16 protein-coding genes are annotated in these 14410 nt (G+C 73.1%); 4 read left to right on the top strand and 12 right to left on the bottom strand.

Annotation, left to right across the window (positions count from 1 at the left end; translation table 11 throughout):
• Nucleotides 1-86 precede the first annotated feature (86 nt).
• The 9 genes from bdeA to hisD form a co-directional block, all read right to left on the bottom strand.
• Nucleotides 87-1037, bottom strand: coding sequence for a bis(hydroxyethyl) terephthalate hydrolase (gene bdeA / locus IE145_RS06155; protein WP_189519600.1), 951 nt, complete (start codon nt 1035-1037; stop codon nt 87-89).
• 202 nt (nt 1038-1239) lie between these two features.
• Nucleotides 1240-1995, bottom strand: a complete 756-nt coding sequence (gene hisF / locus IE145_RS06150) for an imidazole glycerol phosphate synthase subunit HisF (RefSeq protein WP_006123807.1) — start codon at nt 1993-1995, stop codon at nt 1240-1242.
• The gene (locus IE145_RS06145) at nt 1992-2399 is read right to left on the bottom strand and encodes a RidA family protein (RefSeq protein ID WP_189519598.1); all 408 of its coding nucleotides are present in this window, start codon (nt 2397-2399) and stop codon (nt 1992-1994) included. Before IE145_RS06145 ends, hisF begins: the two co-directional genes overlap by 4 nt.
• A complete protein-coding gene (gene priA, locus IE145_RS06140; protein WP_006123809.1) occupies nt 2396-3121 on the bottom strand; it encodes a bifunctional 1-(5-phosphoribosyl)-5-((5-phosphoribosylamino)methylideneamino)imidazole-4-carboxamide isomerase/phosphoribosylanthranilate isomerase PriA in 726 nt (241 codons plus the stop codon). The genes IE145_RS06145 and priA overlap by 4 nt, the downstream gene beginning before the upstream one ends.
• Nucleotides 3121-3765, bottom strand: a complete 645-nt coding sequence (gene hisH / locus IE145_RS06135) for an imidazole glycerol phosphate synthase subunit HisH (protein WP_189519596.1) — start codon at nt 3763-3765, stop codon at nt 3121-3123. The genes priA and hisH overlap by 1 nt, the downstream gene beginning before the upstream one ends.
• Nucleotides 3766-3778: 13 nt before the next feature.
• The gene (locus IE145_RS06130; RefSeq protein WP_010070421.1) at nt 3779-3946 is read right to left on the bottom strand and encodes a CG2302 family histidine operon protein; all 168 of its coding nucleotides are present in this window, start codon (nt 3944-3946) and stop codon (nt 3779-3781) included.
• The gene (gene hisB, locus IE145_RS06125) at nt 3943-4539 is read right to left on the bottom strand and encodes an imidazoleglycerol-phosphate dehydratase HisB (RefSeq protein WP_189519594.1); all 597 of its coding nucleotides are present in this window, start codon (nt 4537-4539) and stop codon (nt 3943-3945) included. Before hisB ends, IE145_RS06130 begins: the two co-directional genes overlap by 4 nt.
• On the bottom strand, nt 4536-5666 hold the full coding sequence (locus IE145_RS06120; RefSeq protein ID WP_189519592.1) for a histidinol-phosphate transaminase: 1131 nt from the start codon (nt 5664-5666) through the stop codon (nt 4536-4538). Before IE145_RS06120 ends, hisB begins: the two co-directional genes overlap by 4 nt.
• Nucleotides 5663-6985, bottom strand: a complete 1323-nt coding sequence (gene hisD / locus IE145_RS06115; protein WP_189519590.1) for a histidinol dehydrogenase — start codon at nt 6983-6985, stop codon at nt 5663-5665. Before hisD ends, IE145_RS06120 begins: the two co-directional genes overlap by 4 nt.
• A gap of 221 nt (nt 6986-7206) precedes the next feature.
• On the opposite strand from hisD, the gene IE145_RS06110 reads away from it, so the two are divergent.
• The 4 genes from IE145_RS06110 (at nt 7207) to ybaK (ending at nt 11409) form a co-directional block, all read left to right on the top strand.
• A complete protein-coding gene (locus IE145_RS06110) occupies nt 7207-8808 on the top strand; it encodes an oxidoreductase (RefSeq protein WP_189519588.1) in 1602 nt (533 codons plus the stop codon).
• Between the two features lie 267 nt (nt 8809-9075).
• Nucleotides 9076-10116, top strand: a complete 1041-nt coding sequence (locus IE145_RS06105) for a hypothetical protein (RefSeq protein ID WP_189519586.1) — start codon at nt 9076-9078, stop codon at nt 10114-10116.
• Between the two features lie 5 nt (nt 10117-10121).
• Nucleotides 10122-10886, top strand: coding sequence for an LON peptidase substrate-binding domain-containing protein (locus IE145_RS06100; RefSeq protein ID WP_189519584.1), 765 nt, complete (start codon nt 10122-10124; stop codon nt 10884-10886).
• 19 nt (nt 10887-10905) lie between these two features.
• Nucleotides 10906-11409 carry a Cys-tRNA(Pro) deacylase gene (gene ybaK / locus IE145_RS06095; RefSeq protein ID WP_189519582.1) on the top strand — a complete coding sequence of 168 codons (504 nt, stop codon included), beginning with the start codon at nt 10906-10908 and terminating at the stop codon, nt 11407-11409.
• Nucleotides 11410-11622: 213 nt separating this feature from the next.
• On the opposite strand, the gene IE145_RS06090 is transcribed toward ybaK, so the two are convergent.
• The 3 genes from IE145_RS06090 to IE145_RS06080 all read right to left on the bottom strand — a co-directional run bounded on the left by IE145_RS06090 (nt 11623) and on the right by IE145_RS06080 (nt 14321).
• Nucleotides 11623-12309 carry an ABC transporter permease gene (locus IE145_RS06090; RefSeq protein WP_189519574.1) on the bottom strand — a complete coding sequence of 229 codons (687 nt, stop codon included), beginning with the start codon at nt 12307-12309 and terminating at the stop codon, nt 11623-11625.
• 52 nt (nt 12310-12361) lie between these two features.
• Nucleotides 12362-13204, bottom strand: a complete 843-nt coding sequence (locus IE145_RS06085) for an ABC transporter permease (protein ID WP_189519572.1) — start codon at nt 13202-13204, stop codon at nt 12362-12364.
• A 133-nt stretch (nt 13205-13337) separates the two neighbouring features.
• Nucleotides 13338-14321 carry an ABC transporter ATP-binding protein gene (locus IE145_RS06080; protein WP_189519825.1) on the bottom strand — a complete coding sequence of 328 codons (984 nt, stop codon included), beginning with the start codon at nt 14319-14321 and terminating at the stop codon, nt 13338-13340.
• Between the last annotated feature and the right edge of the window lie 89 nt (nt 14322-14410).

The following is a 14410-nucleotide window of genomic DNA, read 5'->3' as shown; positions in this document are numbered from 1 at the left end:
GGACCGCCCGGTGCGGGGCGGGCTCCCAGCCGATGCCCTGCCGCGCTGTGCTCCGGCACAGCGCGGCAGGGTCGGGAGCGCCGGGTTTACGCCGTGTGCGGGCAGTTGCCCCGGTACTCCGCGATGGTCAGGCTCGGCTGCGGGAGCGGGCAGAGGAACTGCTCGTAGCGGGTGTCGTTGTCGATGAATCGCTTCAGCCAGGAAATGCTGTACTTCGCGATCGTCGTGTTGGAGGTGTTCGGCGTGAAGTGCGAGGCTCCGCGCAACTCCAGGTAGGCCTTGTCCAACGAGCCGGGCAAGGAGGAGTAGAAGGGCTTGGAGTGCGTGGCGACCGGAGCGATGGAGTCGCCGTCCGCCCCGACCACCAGCGTGGGCGTGCGCAGTTCGGGCCAGGTCTTGTCGGTGTTCCAGCCGGTCAGCGGGATCGCCGCCTTCAACGACGTACGGCTCTTGGCGGCCTCCAGCGAGCCACCGCCGCCCATCGAGTGGCCCATGACGCCGAGGCGCCCGGCGTCCACCCGGGTCCGTACCGAGCTGCGCTGGGTCAGGTAGTCCAGGGCGGCGAGGAGTTGGCGGCCCCGGCTGTCGGGCTGGTCGAGCGTGGTGTTGGTGTCGATGGTGAAGACGACGAAGCCCTGGGAGGCCAGGCGCGGTCCCAGCCACGCGATCGAGGACTCGTACGCGGTGAAGCCGGGCGAGATGACGACCGCGCCGAAGGTGCCGTCGGCGGTGGAGGACGGGTAGTAAATGGTGCCGCCGCCGAATCCGCTCACGAGGAGCGAGGAGACGGAGGTCTGGGAGACGGCGTACGAGCCGCGGCTCGCCTCGATGGAGGCGTTGGTGGGGGCCGGGCCGCGCTCGTAGGGATTGTCGGCGGCCTGTGCGCCGGGCGCCAGGCCCGTCAGCAGGAGGCCGGCGGTGGCCGCCGCCGCGGTCAGCAGACCCGTCAGAGTGCGGGAGCGACCCGTGAACGTACCGGAGCGGCTCGGGCGGGAGGGGTGCGGGGGGATGGTGCCGGAGGGGAGGTGCTGCTGCACGGGGGGATCCTCTCGGTGGTGGCGGGCAACCACACCACGCGCGGCCCGTGAGCCCGTCGTCCAGGAGTTCTCGGGGGACACCGCGTGGCCGCCGGCGTCGTTCGCCGGCGGTCGCCACTCTCACCCCGCGTCCCCGGGGTACGCATCGGCGGTATCACCGGTCTCGGCAGACCGGTGATACCGCCTCGCACCGTGTACGGGCTCAGCGCACCGGGTGGCCCGCGTCCCGCAGCGCGCCCTTGACCTCGGAGATCCGCAGGTCGCCGAAGTGGAAGACGGACGCGGCGAGCACCGCGTCGGCCCCCGCCTCGATCGCCGGGGCGAAGTCGGCGAGCCGGCCCGCGCCGCCGGAGGCGATGACGGGGACGGTGACGTGCTTGCGGACCGCCTCGATCATCTCGGTGTCGTAGCCGTCCTTGGTGCCGTCGGCGTCCATCGAGTTGAGCAGGATCTCGCCCGCGCCCAGCTCGGCGGCCCGGTGGGCCCACTCGACGGCGTCGATGCCGGTGCCCTTGCGGCCGCCGTGCGTGGTGACCTCGAACGTGCCCTCCGGAGTACGGCGGGCGTCGACCGAGAGCACCAGGACCTGGCGTCCGAAGCGTTCGGCGATCTCACGGATGAGGTCGGGGCGGGCGATGGCGGCGGTGTTGACGCCGACCTTGTCCGCCCCGGCGCGCAGCAGCTTGTCGACGTCCTCCGGGGTGCGGACGCCGCCGCCGACGGTGAGCGGGATGAAGACCTGCTCGGCGGTGCGGCGGACCACGTCGTACGTCGTCTCGCGGTCGCCGCTGGAGGCGGTGATGTCGAGGAAGGTCAGCTCGTCGGCGCCCTCGGCGTCGTACAGCTTGGCCATCTCGACGGGGTCGCCCGCGTCCCGCAGGTTCTGGAAGTTGACGCCCTTGACGACCCGGCCGTTGTCGACGTCCAGGCAGGGGATGACCCGTACGGCGAGAGTCACTTCGCACCTCCTCGGTAGGCCTCGACCTCGACCTCGACGACCAGGCTCGGATCGACGAAACCGGACACGATGATCATGGAGGCGGCGGGGCGTACGGCGTCGAACAGCTCCTTGTGGGCGCGGCCGACCTCGTCGACGTCCCGGGCGTGCGTGATGTACATCCGGGTGCGGACGACGTCCTCGCGGCCCAGGCCCAGCTGCTCCAGCGCCGCGAACGCGACGTCGAAGGCGGTGACCGTCTGCTCGTACGGGGAGCCGGCGGCGATCTGGCCGTTGACCACGGAGGTGCAGCCGGCCACCAGGACGAGCCCGGTGGGGAGTTCGACGGCGCGCGAGTAGCCGAACTTCTCCTCCCAGGGGGCGCCGGTGGAGATCCGGCGCACCGGGGAAGCCTCGTCCGTCATACGGCGACCGCCTTGAGGGCTTCCTCCAGCGTGAACGCCTTCGCGTACAGCGCCTTGCCGACGATCGCGCCCTCGACGCCTTCGGGGACGAGGAGGGAGATCGCGCGGAGGTCGTCGAGCGACGAGACGCCGCCGGAGGCGACGACCGGGCGGTCGGTGACGGCGCAGACGTCGCGCAGGAGGCCCAGGTTGGGGCCTTCCAGGGTGCCGTCCTTGGCGATGTCGGTGACGACGTAGCGGGCGCAGCCCTCGGCGTCGAGGCGGGCGAGGGTCTCGTAGAGGTCGCCGCCGTCGCGGGTCCAGCCGCGGCCGCGCAGGGTGGTGCCGCGGACGTCGAGGCCGACGGCGATCTTGTCGCCGTGCTCGGCGATGACCTTGGCGACCCACTCGGGGGTCTCCAGGGCGGCGGTGCCGAGGTTGACCCGGCGGCAGCCGGTGGCGAGGGCGGCCTCCAGCGAGGCGTCGTCGCGGATGCCGCCGGACAGTTCGACCTTGATGTCCATGGCCCCGGCGACCTCGGCGATCAGGGCGCGGTTGTCGCCCGTGCCGAAGGCGGCGTCCAGGTCGACGAGGTGCAGCCACTCGGCGCCGGCGGACTGCCAGGCGAGGGCGGCCTCCAGCGGGGAGCCGTAGGAGGTCTCGGAGCCGGACTCGCCGTGGACGAGGCGGACGGCCTGGCCGTCGCGGACGTCGACGGCGGGGAGCAGTTCAAGCTTCGGCATTACAGCGTCTCGATCCAGTTGGTCAGCAGCTGGGCGCCGGCATCGCCGGACTTCTCGGGGTGGAACTGGGTGGCCCACAGCGCGCCGTTCTCCACGGCGGCCACGAACCGTTCACCGTGCGTGGACCAAGTGACCTTGGGCGCGCGGATCTTGGCGTTGGTGACTTCGAGGGTCCAGTCGTGCGCCGCGTAGGAGTGCACGAAGTAGTACCGGGCATCGGGGTCCAGTCCGGCGAAGAGCCGGGAGTCTTCGGGGGCCTCGACGGTGTTCCAGCCCATGTGCGGGACGACGTCGGCCTTCAGGGGGCCGACCGTGCCGGGCCACTCGTCCAGGCCCTCGGTCTCCACACCGTGCTCGATGCCGCGCTCGAAGAGGATCTGCATCCCGACGCAGATGCCCATGACCGGGCGGCCGCCGGCCAGCCTGCGGCCGACGATCCAGTCGCCGCGGGCCCGCTTCAGCCCGTCCATGCAGGCGGAGAACGCGCCGACGCCGGGGACGAGCAGCCCGTCGGCGTTCATCGCGCGGTCGAAGTCGCGGGTGATCTCGACGTCCGCGCCGACGCGGGCGAGGGCCCGCTCGGCGGACCGGACGTTGCCGAAGCCGTAGTCGAAGACGACGACCTTCTTCTGGTTCTCACTCATGACGTACCCGCTCTCAGTCCCACAGGCCCTGGATCCGCAGGATGCCCGCCACCAGGCACATCACGGAGCCGATCGACAGCAGCACGATGACGCCCTTGGGCATCCCCTGCTTGGCGAAGGAGTAGACGCCGCCGGCCAGGAAGAGGCCGACGACGATCAGAAGAGTGCTGAGGCCGGTCACAGGGCGCCCTTCGTGGAGGGCAGGATGCCGGCGGCGCGCGGGTCGTGCTCGGAGGCGTAGCGCAGGGCGCGGGCGAGCGCCTTGAACTGGCACTCGACGATGTGGTGCGCGTTGCGCCCGTACGGGACGTGGATGTGCAGGGCGATCTGCGCCTGGGCGACGAAGGACTCGAAGATGTGGCGGGTCATCGTCGTGTCGTAGGTGCCGATCATCGGGGCCATGTTCTCCGGCTCGGTGTGCACCAGGTAGGGGCGGCCGGAGAGGTCGACGGTGACCTGGGCGAGCGACTCGTCCAGCGGGACCGTGCAGTTGCCGAAGCGGTAGATGCCGACCTTGTCGCCGAGGGCCTGCCTGAAGGCGGCGCCGAGGGCGAGGGCGGTGTCCTCGATGGTGTGGTGGGTGTCGATGTGCAGGTCGCCCTCGGTCTTGACCGTGAGGTCGAAGAGGCCGTGGCGGCCGAGCTGGTCGAGCATGTGGTCGTAGAAGCCGACCCCGGTGGCGACATCGACCTTACCGGTGCCGTCGAGGTTGATCTCGACGAGCACGGACGTTTCCTTGGTGGTGCGTTCCACGCGGCCTACGCGGGGGCTCATGCGTCGTGCTCCTTCTTGAGTTCGCGTACCGCATCGAGGAACGCGTCGTTCTCTGCCGGGGTGCCCGCGGTGACCCGCAGCCAGCCCGGTACGCCGTTGTCCCGGACCAGGACGCCCTTGTCGAGGATCCGCCGCCAGACGGTGTGGCTGTCGTCGAAGCGGCCGAACTGGACGAAGTTGGCGTCCGAGTCGGTGACCTCGTAGCCGGCGGCGCGCAGCTCGGCCACCAGCCGGTCGCGCTCGCTCTTGAGCTGCGCGACGTACCCCAGCAGCGTATCGGTGTGCTCCAGGGCGGCGAGCGCGGTGGCCTGGGTGACCGAGGAGAGGTGGTACGGAAGCCGCACCAGCTGGACCGCGTCGACGACGGCCGGGTCGGCGGCGAGGTAGCCGAGGCGGAGCCCGGCCGCGCCGAACGCCTTGGACATGGTCCGCGAGACGATCAGGTTGCGGCGGCCCTCGATCAGCGGGAGCAGCGAGGGCCGGTGGCTGAACTCGCCGTACGCCTCGTCGACGACGACGATCGACGGCCCGGCGGCCTGGGCGGCGTCGTACAGGGCGAGGACGGTCTCGGCCTCGACCGCGGTGCCGGTGGGGTTGTTGGGCGAGGTGATGAAGACGACCTCGGGGCGGTGCTCGGCGATGGCGGCGCGGGCGGCCTCGACGTCGATGGTGAAGTCCTCGTTGCGCGGCCCGGAGATCCAGCCGGTGCCGGTGCCCCGGGAGATCAGGGCGTGCATGGAGTACGAGGGTTCGAAGCCGATCGCGGTCCGGCCGGGCCCGCCGAAGGTCTGGAGCAGCTGCTGGAGGACCTCGTTGGAGCCGTTGGCGGCCCAGACGTGGGCCGCGGTCACCCCGTGCCCGGCGGTGCGGGTGAGATAGCGGGCCAGCTCGGTGCGGAGCTCGACGGCGTCCCGGTCGGGGTAGCGGTTGAGGCCGCGGGCGGCCTCGCGGACCCGCTCGGCGATCCGCTCGACCAGGGCGTCGGGGAGCGGGTACGGGTTCTCGTTGGTGTTGAGGCGTACGGGGACGTCGAGCTGGGGTGCTCCGTACGGGGACTGGCCGCGCAGTTCGTCGCGGATGGGGAGCTCGTCCCAGGGGTTGCGGGGGGCGGTGCTGCCGTTCGTCACTGCTGCGGGACCTTCCAGCCGAACCTCGCCTTGAGGGCCGCGCCGTGGGCGGGGAGGTCCTCCGCCTCGGCGAGGGTCACGACATGGTGGGTGACCTCGGCGAGCGCGTCGCGGGTGTAGTCGACGATGTGGATGCCGCGCAGGAAGGACTGCACGGAGAGGCCCGAGGAGTGGCAGGCGCAGCCGCCGGTGGGCAGGACGTGGTTGGAGCCGGCGCAGTAGTCGCCGAGCGAGACGGGGGCCCAGGGGCCGACGAAGATCGCTCCGGCGTTGCGGACCCGGTCGGCGACGGCGGCCGCGTCGGCGGTCTGGATCTCCAGGTGCTCGGCGCCGTACGCGTCGACCACCTTGAGGCCGTCCTCGATCGAGGAGACCAGGACGATCGCGGACTGGCGGCCGGCGAGCGCGGGCTCGATGCGGTCGGCGACGTGCTTGGTGGCGGCGACCTGCCCGGCCAGCTCCGCCTCGGTGGCGGCCGCCAGCTCCTCGGAGTCGGTGACCAGGACGGCGGCGGCCATCGGGTCGTGCTCGGCCTGGCTGATCAGGTCGGCGGCCACGTGCACCGGGTCGGCGGTGGCGTCGGCGAGGATCGCGATCTCGGTGGGTCCGGCCTCGGCGTCGATGCCGATACGGCCCTTGAGGAGGCGCTTGGCGGCGGCGACGTAGATGTTGCCGGGGCCGGTGACCAGGTTGACCGGGGAGCAGTCCCCGGTGCCGTACGCGAACATCGCGACGGCCTGGGCGCCGCCGGCCGCGTACACCTCGTCGACGCCGAGCAGGGCGCAGGCGGCGAGGATCGTGGGGTGCGGGAGGCCGCCGAAGTCCTTCTGCGGCGGGGAGGCGACGGCGACGCCCTCGACGCCCGCCTCCTGGGCCGGGACGACGTTCATCACGACGGAGGAGGGGTAGACCGAGCGGCCGCCGGGGACGTAGAGCCCGACGCGCTCGACGGGGACCCACTTCTCGGTGACGGTGCCGCCGGGGACGACCTGGGTGGTGTGCGTGGTGCGGCGCTGCTCGCGGTGGACGAGGCGGGCGCGGCGGATCGACTCCTCCAGCGCGGCCCGGACGGCCGGGTCCAGCTCCTGGAGGGCCTTCGTCAGGGCCGCGGCGGGCACCCGGACCGACTCGATCCGGACACCGTCGAGCTTCTCTCCCCAGTCGATCACTGCCGCGGAGCCACGATGGCGTACGTCCTCGCAGATGGGCCGCACCGTCTCCAGGGCGGCTTCCACGTCGAACTCGGCACGGGGCAGCAGGTCGCGCAGGGCTCCACCCTCGGGGAGGGCGTCACCGCGCAGATCGATTCGAGAGATCACACGGCAATTCTCTCAGACCGTTCCGGACGGCCGGTCGCCCGTATCACTGGCTGATACCGGCCGTCCGCACCACTGGCTGATACGTGTCTCGGCCATGTCCGGCTGTCACTGCTGACCGCTGGCTTTCACCGCGTCACACAGGGGCATAACGGCTCTACAGCATGTGTGCCCACGAGGGCATGGCGGCAGCGCGACAGCATGTGTGCACGGAGGGAGCGGCCGTGACCGAGCCGCACGACGGCGATATCCCGGACGGCCTCAGCGCAGCGGAGCTGGGCATGTGGCAGTCGTTCCGCAACGGGACCACCTACGACTTACGTACCTACGACACGACCCGCAACGACCCGTTCACCCCGCACACCTGGGGGCCCGAGCGGAGCGTCGGCGCGCGCACGGTGGCGCGGCTGCTGCTGGACGGTCCGCCCGCCCGGCCCGGCCGGGTGGCGGCGCTGAAGCTCCGGGGGGTGCGGATCACCGGGAAGCTGGATCTGGCGGGCGGCCGGGTCTCGCCGTACGTGGAGCTGACCGGCTGCCGTTTCGAGCAGGAGGTGCTGCTTCCCGAGTGCCACTTCACGACCCTGCGGCTGGTGGGCTGCGCGCTGCCCCGGCTGGAGGCGGCACGGTTGCAGACCGAGGGCGATCTGCATCTGCCGCGCTGCCGGGTCGACCGGGGCATCCGGCTGACCGATGCCCAGATCGGCACGGATCTGCTGGTCAACCAGCTCAGCGTCGGCCCGGACCGGCACGGGCGGGCCATCGTCGGGGACGGCATGACGGTCGCGCAGGACCTCCAGGCCGAGATGATCGAGACGCTGGGCGAGCTGAGCCTGCGCGGGACGAAGGTGGGCGGTTCGCTGAGCCTGCGCGGCAGCCGACTGCGCGCCGCGGAGGACCGGCGCGCGCTGAACGCCCCGCAGCTGACGGTGGAGCGCACGCTCTACATGACCGAGGCGTGGGTGAGCGTCGACACGGGGAACCAGGGCACCACTCCCCCGTACGGCGTGGTCTACGCCCCGACCCCGGCGCGCGGCACCCGCTCGCAGATCTTCGAGTGCCGGGGCGGGGTGCGCCTGGACGACGGGCGGTTCGGGGACGCGGTGGACCTGCACCAGGCGCGGTTCACCATGACCCGGCAGGAGGAGCTGTCGCTGCGCCGGATCGTGACGCCGGAGCTGCGGTTCAACGCGGAGCGCCCGGAGGAGGGCCGGGTCGTGCTGAACGGCGCGAAGGTGGTGACCCTGATCGACCTGTCGACGAGCTGGCCGGGCCCCGGGGGCCTGGCGATGGGCGGCTTCGTCTACGAGAACCTCGTCCCCTACGGCCACTTCCCGCTCTCCCGGCGGCTGGAGTGGGTGCAGGCCGCGACCCCGGAGTACGTCCCCGAGCCGTACGAGCGGCTGGCCACGGTGATGCGCAGCTGCGGGGAGGACGCGGACGCCCGCGAGGTGCTGCTCGCCAAGCAGCGCCGCCGCCGGGAGACGCTGCCGCCCGCGGCGAAGGCCTGGGGGTATCTCCAGGACTGGACGGTGGCGTACGGCTACCGGCCGGGGCGGGCGGCGGTGTGGATGGCGGTGCTGTGGGCGGCGGGTACGGCGGCGTTCGCGCAGCACTCCCCGGCCTCGGTCAAGGGCGAGGAGCATCCGCAGTGGAACCCCGCCCTCTACGCGCTGGATCTGCTGATCCCGGTGATCAACCTCGGGCAGGACGGCTACTGGCGGATGGAGGACGCCTGGCAGTGGGCCGCGGCCGGTCTGGTGCTGGTGGGATGGGTTCTGGCCACCACGGTGGCGGCGGGGGCGACCCGGACGCTCCGCAGAGGCTGACCCGCCAGACCGGGCGGACGGAGGCCGGATGCCCGTACGGGGCCGCTCCCGGCGGCGTCACCGTACGATCGCGGGCGGCCGGGCGCTCGGCCCCGGCCGCCCGCGCGCCCGGTGGCCACCGGGACGGAGGAGAGCTCCGGATGGATGCGATCAAGCCAACGGCGGTCACTTCCTTTGCCCATTCTTGACCGGGCCCGATACAACCCATTCACTCGGCACAGAAGCTTCACAGCACGCCTCTGGCGCGGCCCTCACCAGCGCTTTTCAATGGTCTGCACCATGGCATTCCTTCGCGCTCTGCTCAGTACCGCGCGCATCGTCCGGAACAGCCCTGTGCTGTCCGCCGGACTGTCCGCGGATGACGCGGTGCTGCTCGACGCCCCCGACGAGCGGCTCTCCCCCGCGCTGGTCGCCGCTGCCCTGGGCGACTACGAACCGGCCGCCAAGCTGCTCGCCGGTACCCGGGACTCCGCCGACTGGGAGAACCGGGACCGCTACCTCGGCCGGCTCGTCGTCTTCGCCCGCAACCGGGACGGCTGGCTCGTCGACTGGCTGGCCGCCGCCCCTCGCGATCCGGACGCGCTGCTGGTCAAGGCCGAGCTGTCGGTACGCCGGGCCTGGGAGTCGCCCGCCCGCGCGGAACGGCTCCGCGAGGTCGGCCCGCTGATCACCGCGGCCGCGGACGCGGACCCGCGCGACCCGGTGCCGTGGCGCCTCGCCCTGGATCACGCACGCGGCACCCACGCCGGCCACACCGCCTTCGAGTCGCTGTGGGAGCAGGCCGTACGGCGCTCCGCGCACCACTACGGCTGCCATGTCGCGGCGCTGCGCTATCTCTCCGCCGCCTGGTACGGCTCGCACCGCGAGTGCTTCGACTTCGCCGAGCAGGCGGCGGCGGACGCGCTGCCCGACTCGCTGGTGCAGGCCCTGCCGGTCCGGGCGGCCTTCGACCTGCTGCTGGACACCCAGGCGGCGGGTCGGACCACGTCCGTGCTGGAGGAGCGGATCGACGCGGCGGCCGACCTGGCGATCAGGCTCTCCGCCGCCTACCGACCCGGCGACCCATGGCCGGCCGAGGTCCGCAACCTCCTCGCGTACGTCCTGCTCGCCCGGGGCCGCTGGGCGGAGGCGCTGCACCAGTTCAACCTGATCGGGCTGCACGCGACGTCGTTCCCGTGGTCGTCGGTGTCCGAGGACGCGCTCGGCCGGTTCCTGGACGCGCGGGACGGCGCACGCCTCCAGGTGGCCTCCCTGACCCCGCTGCGCGACCGGGCCGGTCACGGCCGCCCCAGGGGCCATTACGCTTGAGCGTTGTGACCACCGCCCGTCTCCCCCTTTTCCCGCTCAACACGGTGCTGTTCCCGGGCCTCGTGCTGCCGCTCAACGTCTTCGAGGAGCGCTACCGCGCCATGATGCGGGAGCTGCTGAAGAGTGACGAGGACGAACCTCGCCGCTTCGTCGTGGTGGCGATCCGCGACGGCCGCGAGACCGCCCCGACGGCCACCGGCATGCCGGACACGGTCGCGGCGGCCCCGGTCGCCGAGCGCGCCCCGGCGGACGGCTTCGGCCCCGATCCGATCCAGACCTTCCACCGGGTGGGCTGTGTCGCCGACGCGGCGACGATCCGCGAGCGCGCCGACGGCAGCTTCGAGGTGCTGGCCACCGGCACCACCCGGGTCAGGCTGCTGTCCGTCGAGGCGGACGGCCCCTACCTGACCGCCGAGGTCGAGGACCTGGCCGAGGAACCGCCCGCCGGGGACGAGGCCGACGAGGCCGGAGCTCTGGCGGAGGGGGTGCTGCGGGCCTTCCGCTCCTACCAGAAGCGGCTGGCCGGGGCGAGCGAACGCTCGCTGGCGACGGGCGCGGAACTCCCCGACGACCCGTCCGTGATCTCCTACCTGGTCGCGGCGGCCACGGTCCTGGACGTCCCCACCCGGCAGCGCCTGCTCCAGGCCCCGGACACCGCGACCCGGCTGCGCGAGGAACTGACGCTGCTGCGCAAGGAGACGGCGGTCATCCGGCATCTGCCCTCGCTGCCGGCGACGGACCTGACACGAGCCCCCACCCACCCCAACTGACGACGAGGACGGGCCTGCGTTGGCGAAGAAACCCAAGAAGAACCAGCCGGGCGGCACCCCCGCCACGGTCGCCCTGACCGCGGCGGGCACCGCGTTCACGGTCCACGCCTACGACCACGACCCGGCCTCCCCCTCCTACGGCGAGGAGGCCGCCGAGGCCCTGGGCGTCTCCCCCGACCGGGTCTTCAAGACCCTGGTCGCGGACGTGGACGGCGCCCTGACGGTCGCGGTGGTCCCGGTGGCGGGCTCCCTGGACCTCAAGGCCCTGGCGGCCGCGGTGGGCGGCAAACGCGCCACGATGGCCGACCCGGCGGCGGCGGAACGCACGACGGGCTATGTCCGGGGCGGCATTTCCCCGCTGGGCCAGCGCAAGCGCCTGCGCACGGTGCTGGACGCCTCCGCGCGGACGCACGCCACGATCTGCGTCTCGGCGGGGCGCCGTGGCCTGGAGGTCGAGCTGTCGGCGACGGACCTGGCGGAGCTGACGGGGGCGACGTTCGCGGAGATCGCGCGGGGCGTCTGAGCACCCTTCGGGGGCGCTGCCCCCGGGTCCCCCGCGCCTCGGACGCCGGCGAGGCCGAGAGATGTCCTCAAGCGCCGGACGGGCTGGATTTCCCGGCCTCGCCCGCACTTGATCAGCGGGCCCGGGGAAATGTCAGCCCCTCCGGCGCATGAGGAGCGGGGTCCAAGCAGGGGCCCCCGGGACCCCGCCCCGCCCGGCACCACCCGCAGGCTGCTACGACGGAGCCCCCGGCCCCGCCAGAGGCCCCTGCACCGGACCCTGGTAAGAGGACCAGTCCGGCTCCACGTCCTGCGGCCCGAACGCCGCCGTCAGCAGCAGATGGATCCCCATCGCCGCGAACGGCCACGCCAGCACCGCGACCCACACCGTGTGCAGCTCCAGCGGGGCGTCGAACGTCACGCCCTGCCCCGCCTCCCGGGCCCGCCCCACCACGTCGGACGACGGCCCCAGCCAGACACCGACCCGCCACGCGATCAGCGAGGCCAGCAGCGCGCCCAGCGCCAGACCGACGACCACGAGGACGCCCCCGCGCCGCAGCCGCCAGAAGACGAGGGCCGCCGAGAGCACGCCGAAGCCGATGGCCAGCAGGACGAACGTGCCCTCCGCCCCGATCGCCTCCTCGCCCTCGCTGTTCTTGAGGAAGACCGCCGTGTCGTCGGAGACCAGCGGAACCCGGGGCGCGAGCCACAGCCACAGCAGCCCGAGCGCGATGCCCGAGACCGCGACCAGGGCGGTGACGACAGCGGCCTGACGGAGCTCCGTGGCCGTGTCCGGGTCGTCCGGGGCACCCGCGTAGGGCGCGAGGTGGGAACCCGAGGGCGGTGCCTGCCACGGGTCGTGGGGGCCGGGCTGGTGAGGCGGCGTCAGAGGTGCGGTCACCGTGCCATCGTGCCAGGCCACCCTGTGCGGCGCCTCACCGGATACCGCACCCGTGCTTGTCGGCCCCGGGGAGCTACCGTACGGCCGCCCGCCGGTACGCCCACGTCGCCACGGCCAGCGAGAGCACCCCCACCGCCGCGCAGATCGCGAGGAAGAAGGCGATGATCCCCCAGTCCGGGCGGGCGTCGAAGGAGCGGGCCAGCGCCTCGACCCCGTACGTCGAGGGCAGCAGGTCGCGCGCCCACCCCACCGGCTCCGGCAGCCGCTCGGCCGGCAGCACCCCGAGGAGCAGGGCGGCGGACATGCCCAGCTGCCCCAGCAGCGTCGCCAGCTCCGGGCGCGGGGCGAGCAGCCCGAGGGCCGCGCCGAGCCCGGCCAGGGCGGCGCCGGAGAGCGGGACGACGGCGACCAGGACCCACAGGTGCGTCATCGGCAGCTGGAACAGCACGCTTCCGGTGACCGCGGTGAAGACCGCGCCGGGCACGGTGAACGAGGCGTACGCGGCGGCCGCCCCGAGCACCACCGCGGCGGGCGGCACGGGCAGCGTGGCGTAGTGGTCGAGTCCGCCGCTCGCCCGCAGCTGCCCGAAGTACTGGGCGAGCAGGTTGAGCGCGACGAACGCCACGACCAGGACGCTGGACCCGGCGACCACCGCGCGCGCCTCCGAGCCGCCGTCCACGACACCCCGCATCAGGATCATGATCCCGACGGACTGGAAGGTCGCCACGAAGAGCAGCGGAATCCGGGCGACGCGCGCCCGGGAGAGCTGGGCGCGGTAGACGGCGGCCAGCGAGGGCAGCAGCCGGGCGCGCGGCGCGAGGGGCGCCGTGACGGTACAGGCGGGGCCGGCGTCCGAGGGGCCGGGCGCGGGCCGGGTACGCGTCGCCGCGGTCCCGGCCGGAATGATGCTCGTCACCTGAGGCCGCTCCCCTTAGACACATCCACCACGTCAAACACGTCCAGCACGTCCGGTCCGGGGGACTCGCCCCGCCCGTCGAGTACGTCCCCCGCGCCCGGCACGTTCACGTCCCCGGCCACACGTACGCCTCTCACGCCTTCACCAGCCCCTCGGTCGCGTCGCCGGCGTCTCCCCCGAGCGCGAGGTAGACATCTTCCAGGCTGGGGGTGGCCAGGGTGAAATCGTCCAGCGCGGCGAAGGCCGCGCCGCCCGTCACCGCGGCGACCGCGGCCCGTGCCTCGTCCGGCCCGAGCCGCAGCATCCAGCGCCGTCCGGACTCCTGGGCGGACGCCCGCAGCGCCGCCACCTCGGGGACGTCCAGCGGGGCCCGTTCGCGCCAGACCAGCTCGACGCGGACCTCCCCGGCGACCCGTTCCTTGAGCCCGGCGGGCGTGTCGCAGGCGATGACCCGGCCGCGTTCGAGGACGGCGACCCGGTCGAGGACGGTCTCGGCCTCGATGACGTTGTGGGTGACCAGCAGGACCGTGGCCCCGCGCTCCGCCCGGCGGCGGTCGACGGCGGCCCAGACGGCGCGGCGGGCGACCGGGTCCATGCCGGTGGTCGGTTCGTCGAGGACCAGGACGGGCCGGTCGCCGACGAGGGCGGTGGCGAAGCAGGCGAGCCGGCGCTGGCCGCCGGAGAGCTTCTTCAGGGGCCGTCCGGCGATCGGTGTGAGGCCCAGCTCCTCCAGGACGGCGTCGCGCTCGGCGCGGGCCTCCTGGACGGGGAGGCCGCGCAGCCGGCCGGTGGTCTCGGCGGCGAGCGAGACGGTCAGTTCGTCGAGGGCGGTGGACTCCTGCCCGAGGTAGCCGATCAGCCGGGAGGCCCGCTCGGGGTGGCGTACGAGGTCGTGGCCCAGCACCTCGACGCTGCCGGAGTCGGGCCGCATCAGCCCGGTGAGCTGACGGACCAGGGTCGACTTGCCGGCGCCGTTGGGGCCGAGCAGTCCGAAGATCTCACCGCGCTCGACGTCCAGGCTGATGCCGTCCGTGGCGCGGATCTCGGGTGTCGCGGGTGCGCCCCGGCGGCCCCGGGTCGCGGGGTAGGTCTTGACCAGATCGCGCACCGCGCACACGGTGCCGGTGTCCCGCTGCGCCTGTGCTGTGCCCGTACTCACGAGGTACGAGGGTACGGGGTCACATGCCCCGGTTCGCGCCCGGGGCC

Source organism: Streptomyces sindenensis (assembly GCF_014649035.1).
Taxonomy (GTDB): Bacteria; Actinomycetota; Actinomycetes; order Streptomycetales; family Streptomycetaceae; genus Streptomyces; species Streptomyces sindenensis.
The sequence above is the reverse complement of the archived record's forward strand: the minus strand, read 5'-3'. Positions and strand labels throughout refer to the sequence as shown.

Coding starts and splice junctions, on each gene's coding strand:
- IE145_RS06145 (WP_189519598.1), bottom strand. CDS start 2,399: ATGACGGACGAGGCTTCCCCGGTGCGCCGGATCTCCACCGGCGCCCCC.
- priA (WP_006123809.1), bottom strand. CDS start 3,121: ATGCCGAAGCTTGAACTGCTCCCCGCCGTCGACGTCCGCGACGGCCAG.
- hisH (WP_189519596.1), bottom strand. CDS start 3,765: ATGAGTGAGAACCAGAAGAAGGTCGTCGTCTTCGACTACGGCTTCGGC.
- hisB (WP_189519594.1), bottom strand. CDS start 4,539: ATGAGCCCCCGCGTAGGCCGCGTGGAACGCACCACCAAGGAAACGTCC.
- IE145_RS06105 (WP_189519586.1), top strand. CDS start 9,076: ATGGTCTGCACCATGGCATTCCTTCGCGCTCTGCTCAGTACCGCGCGC.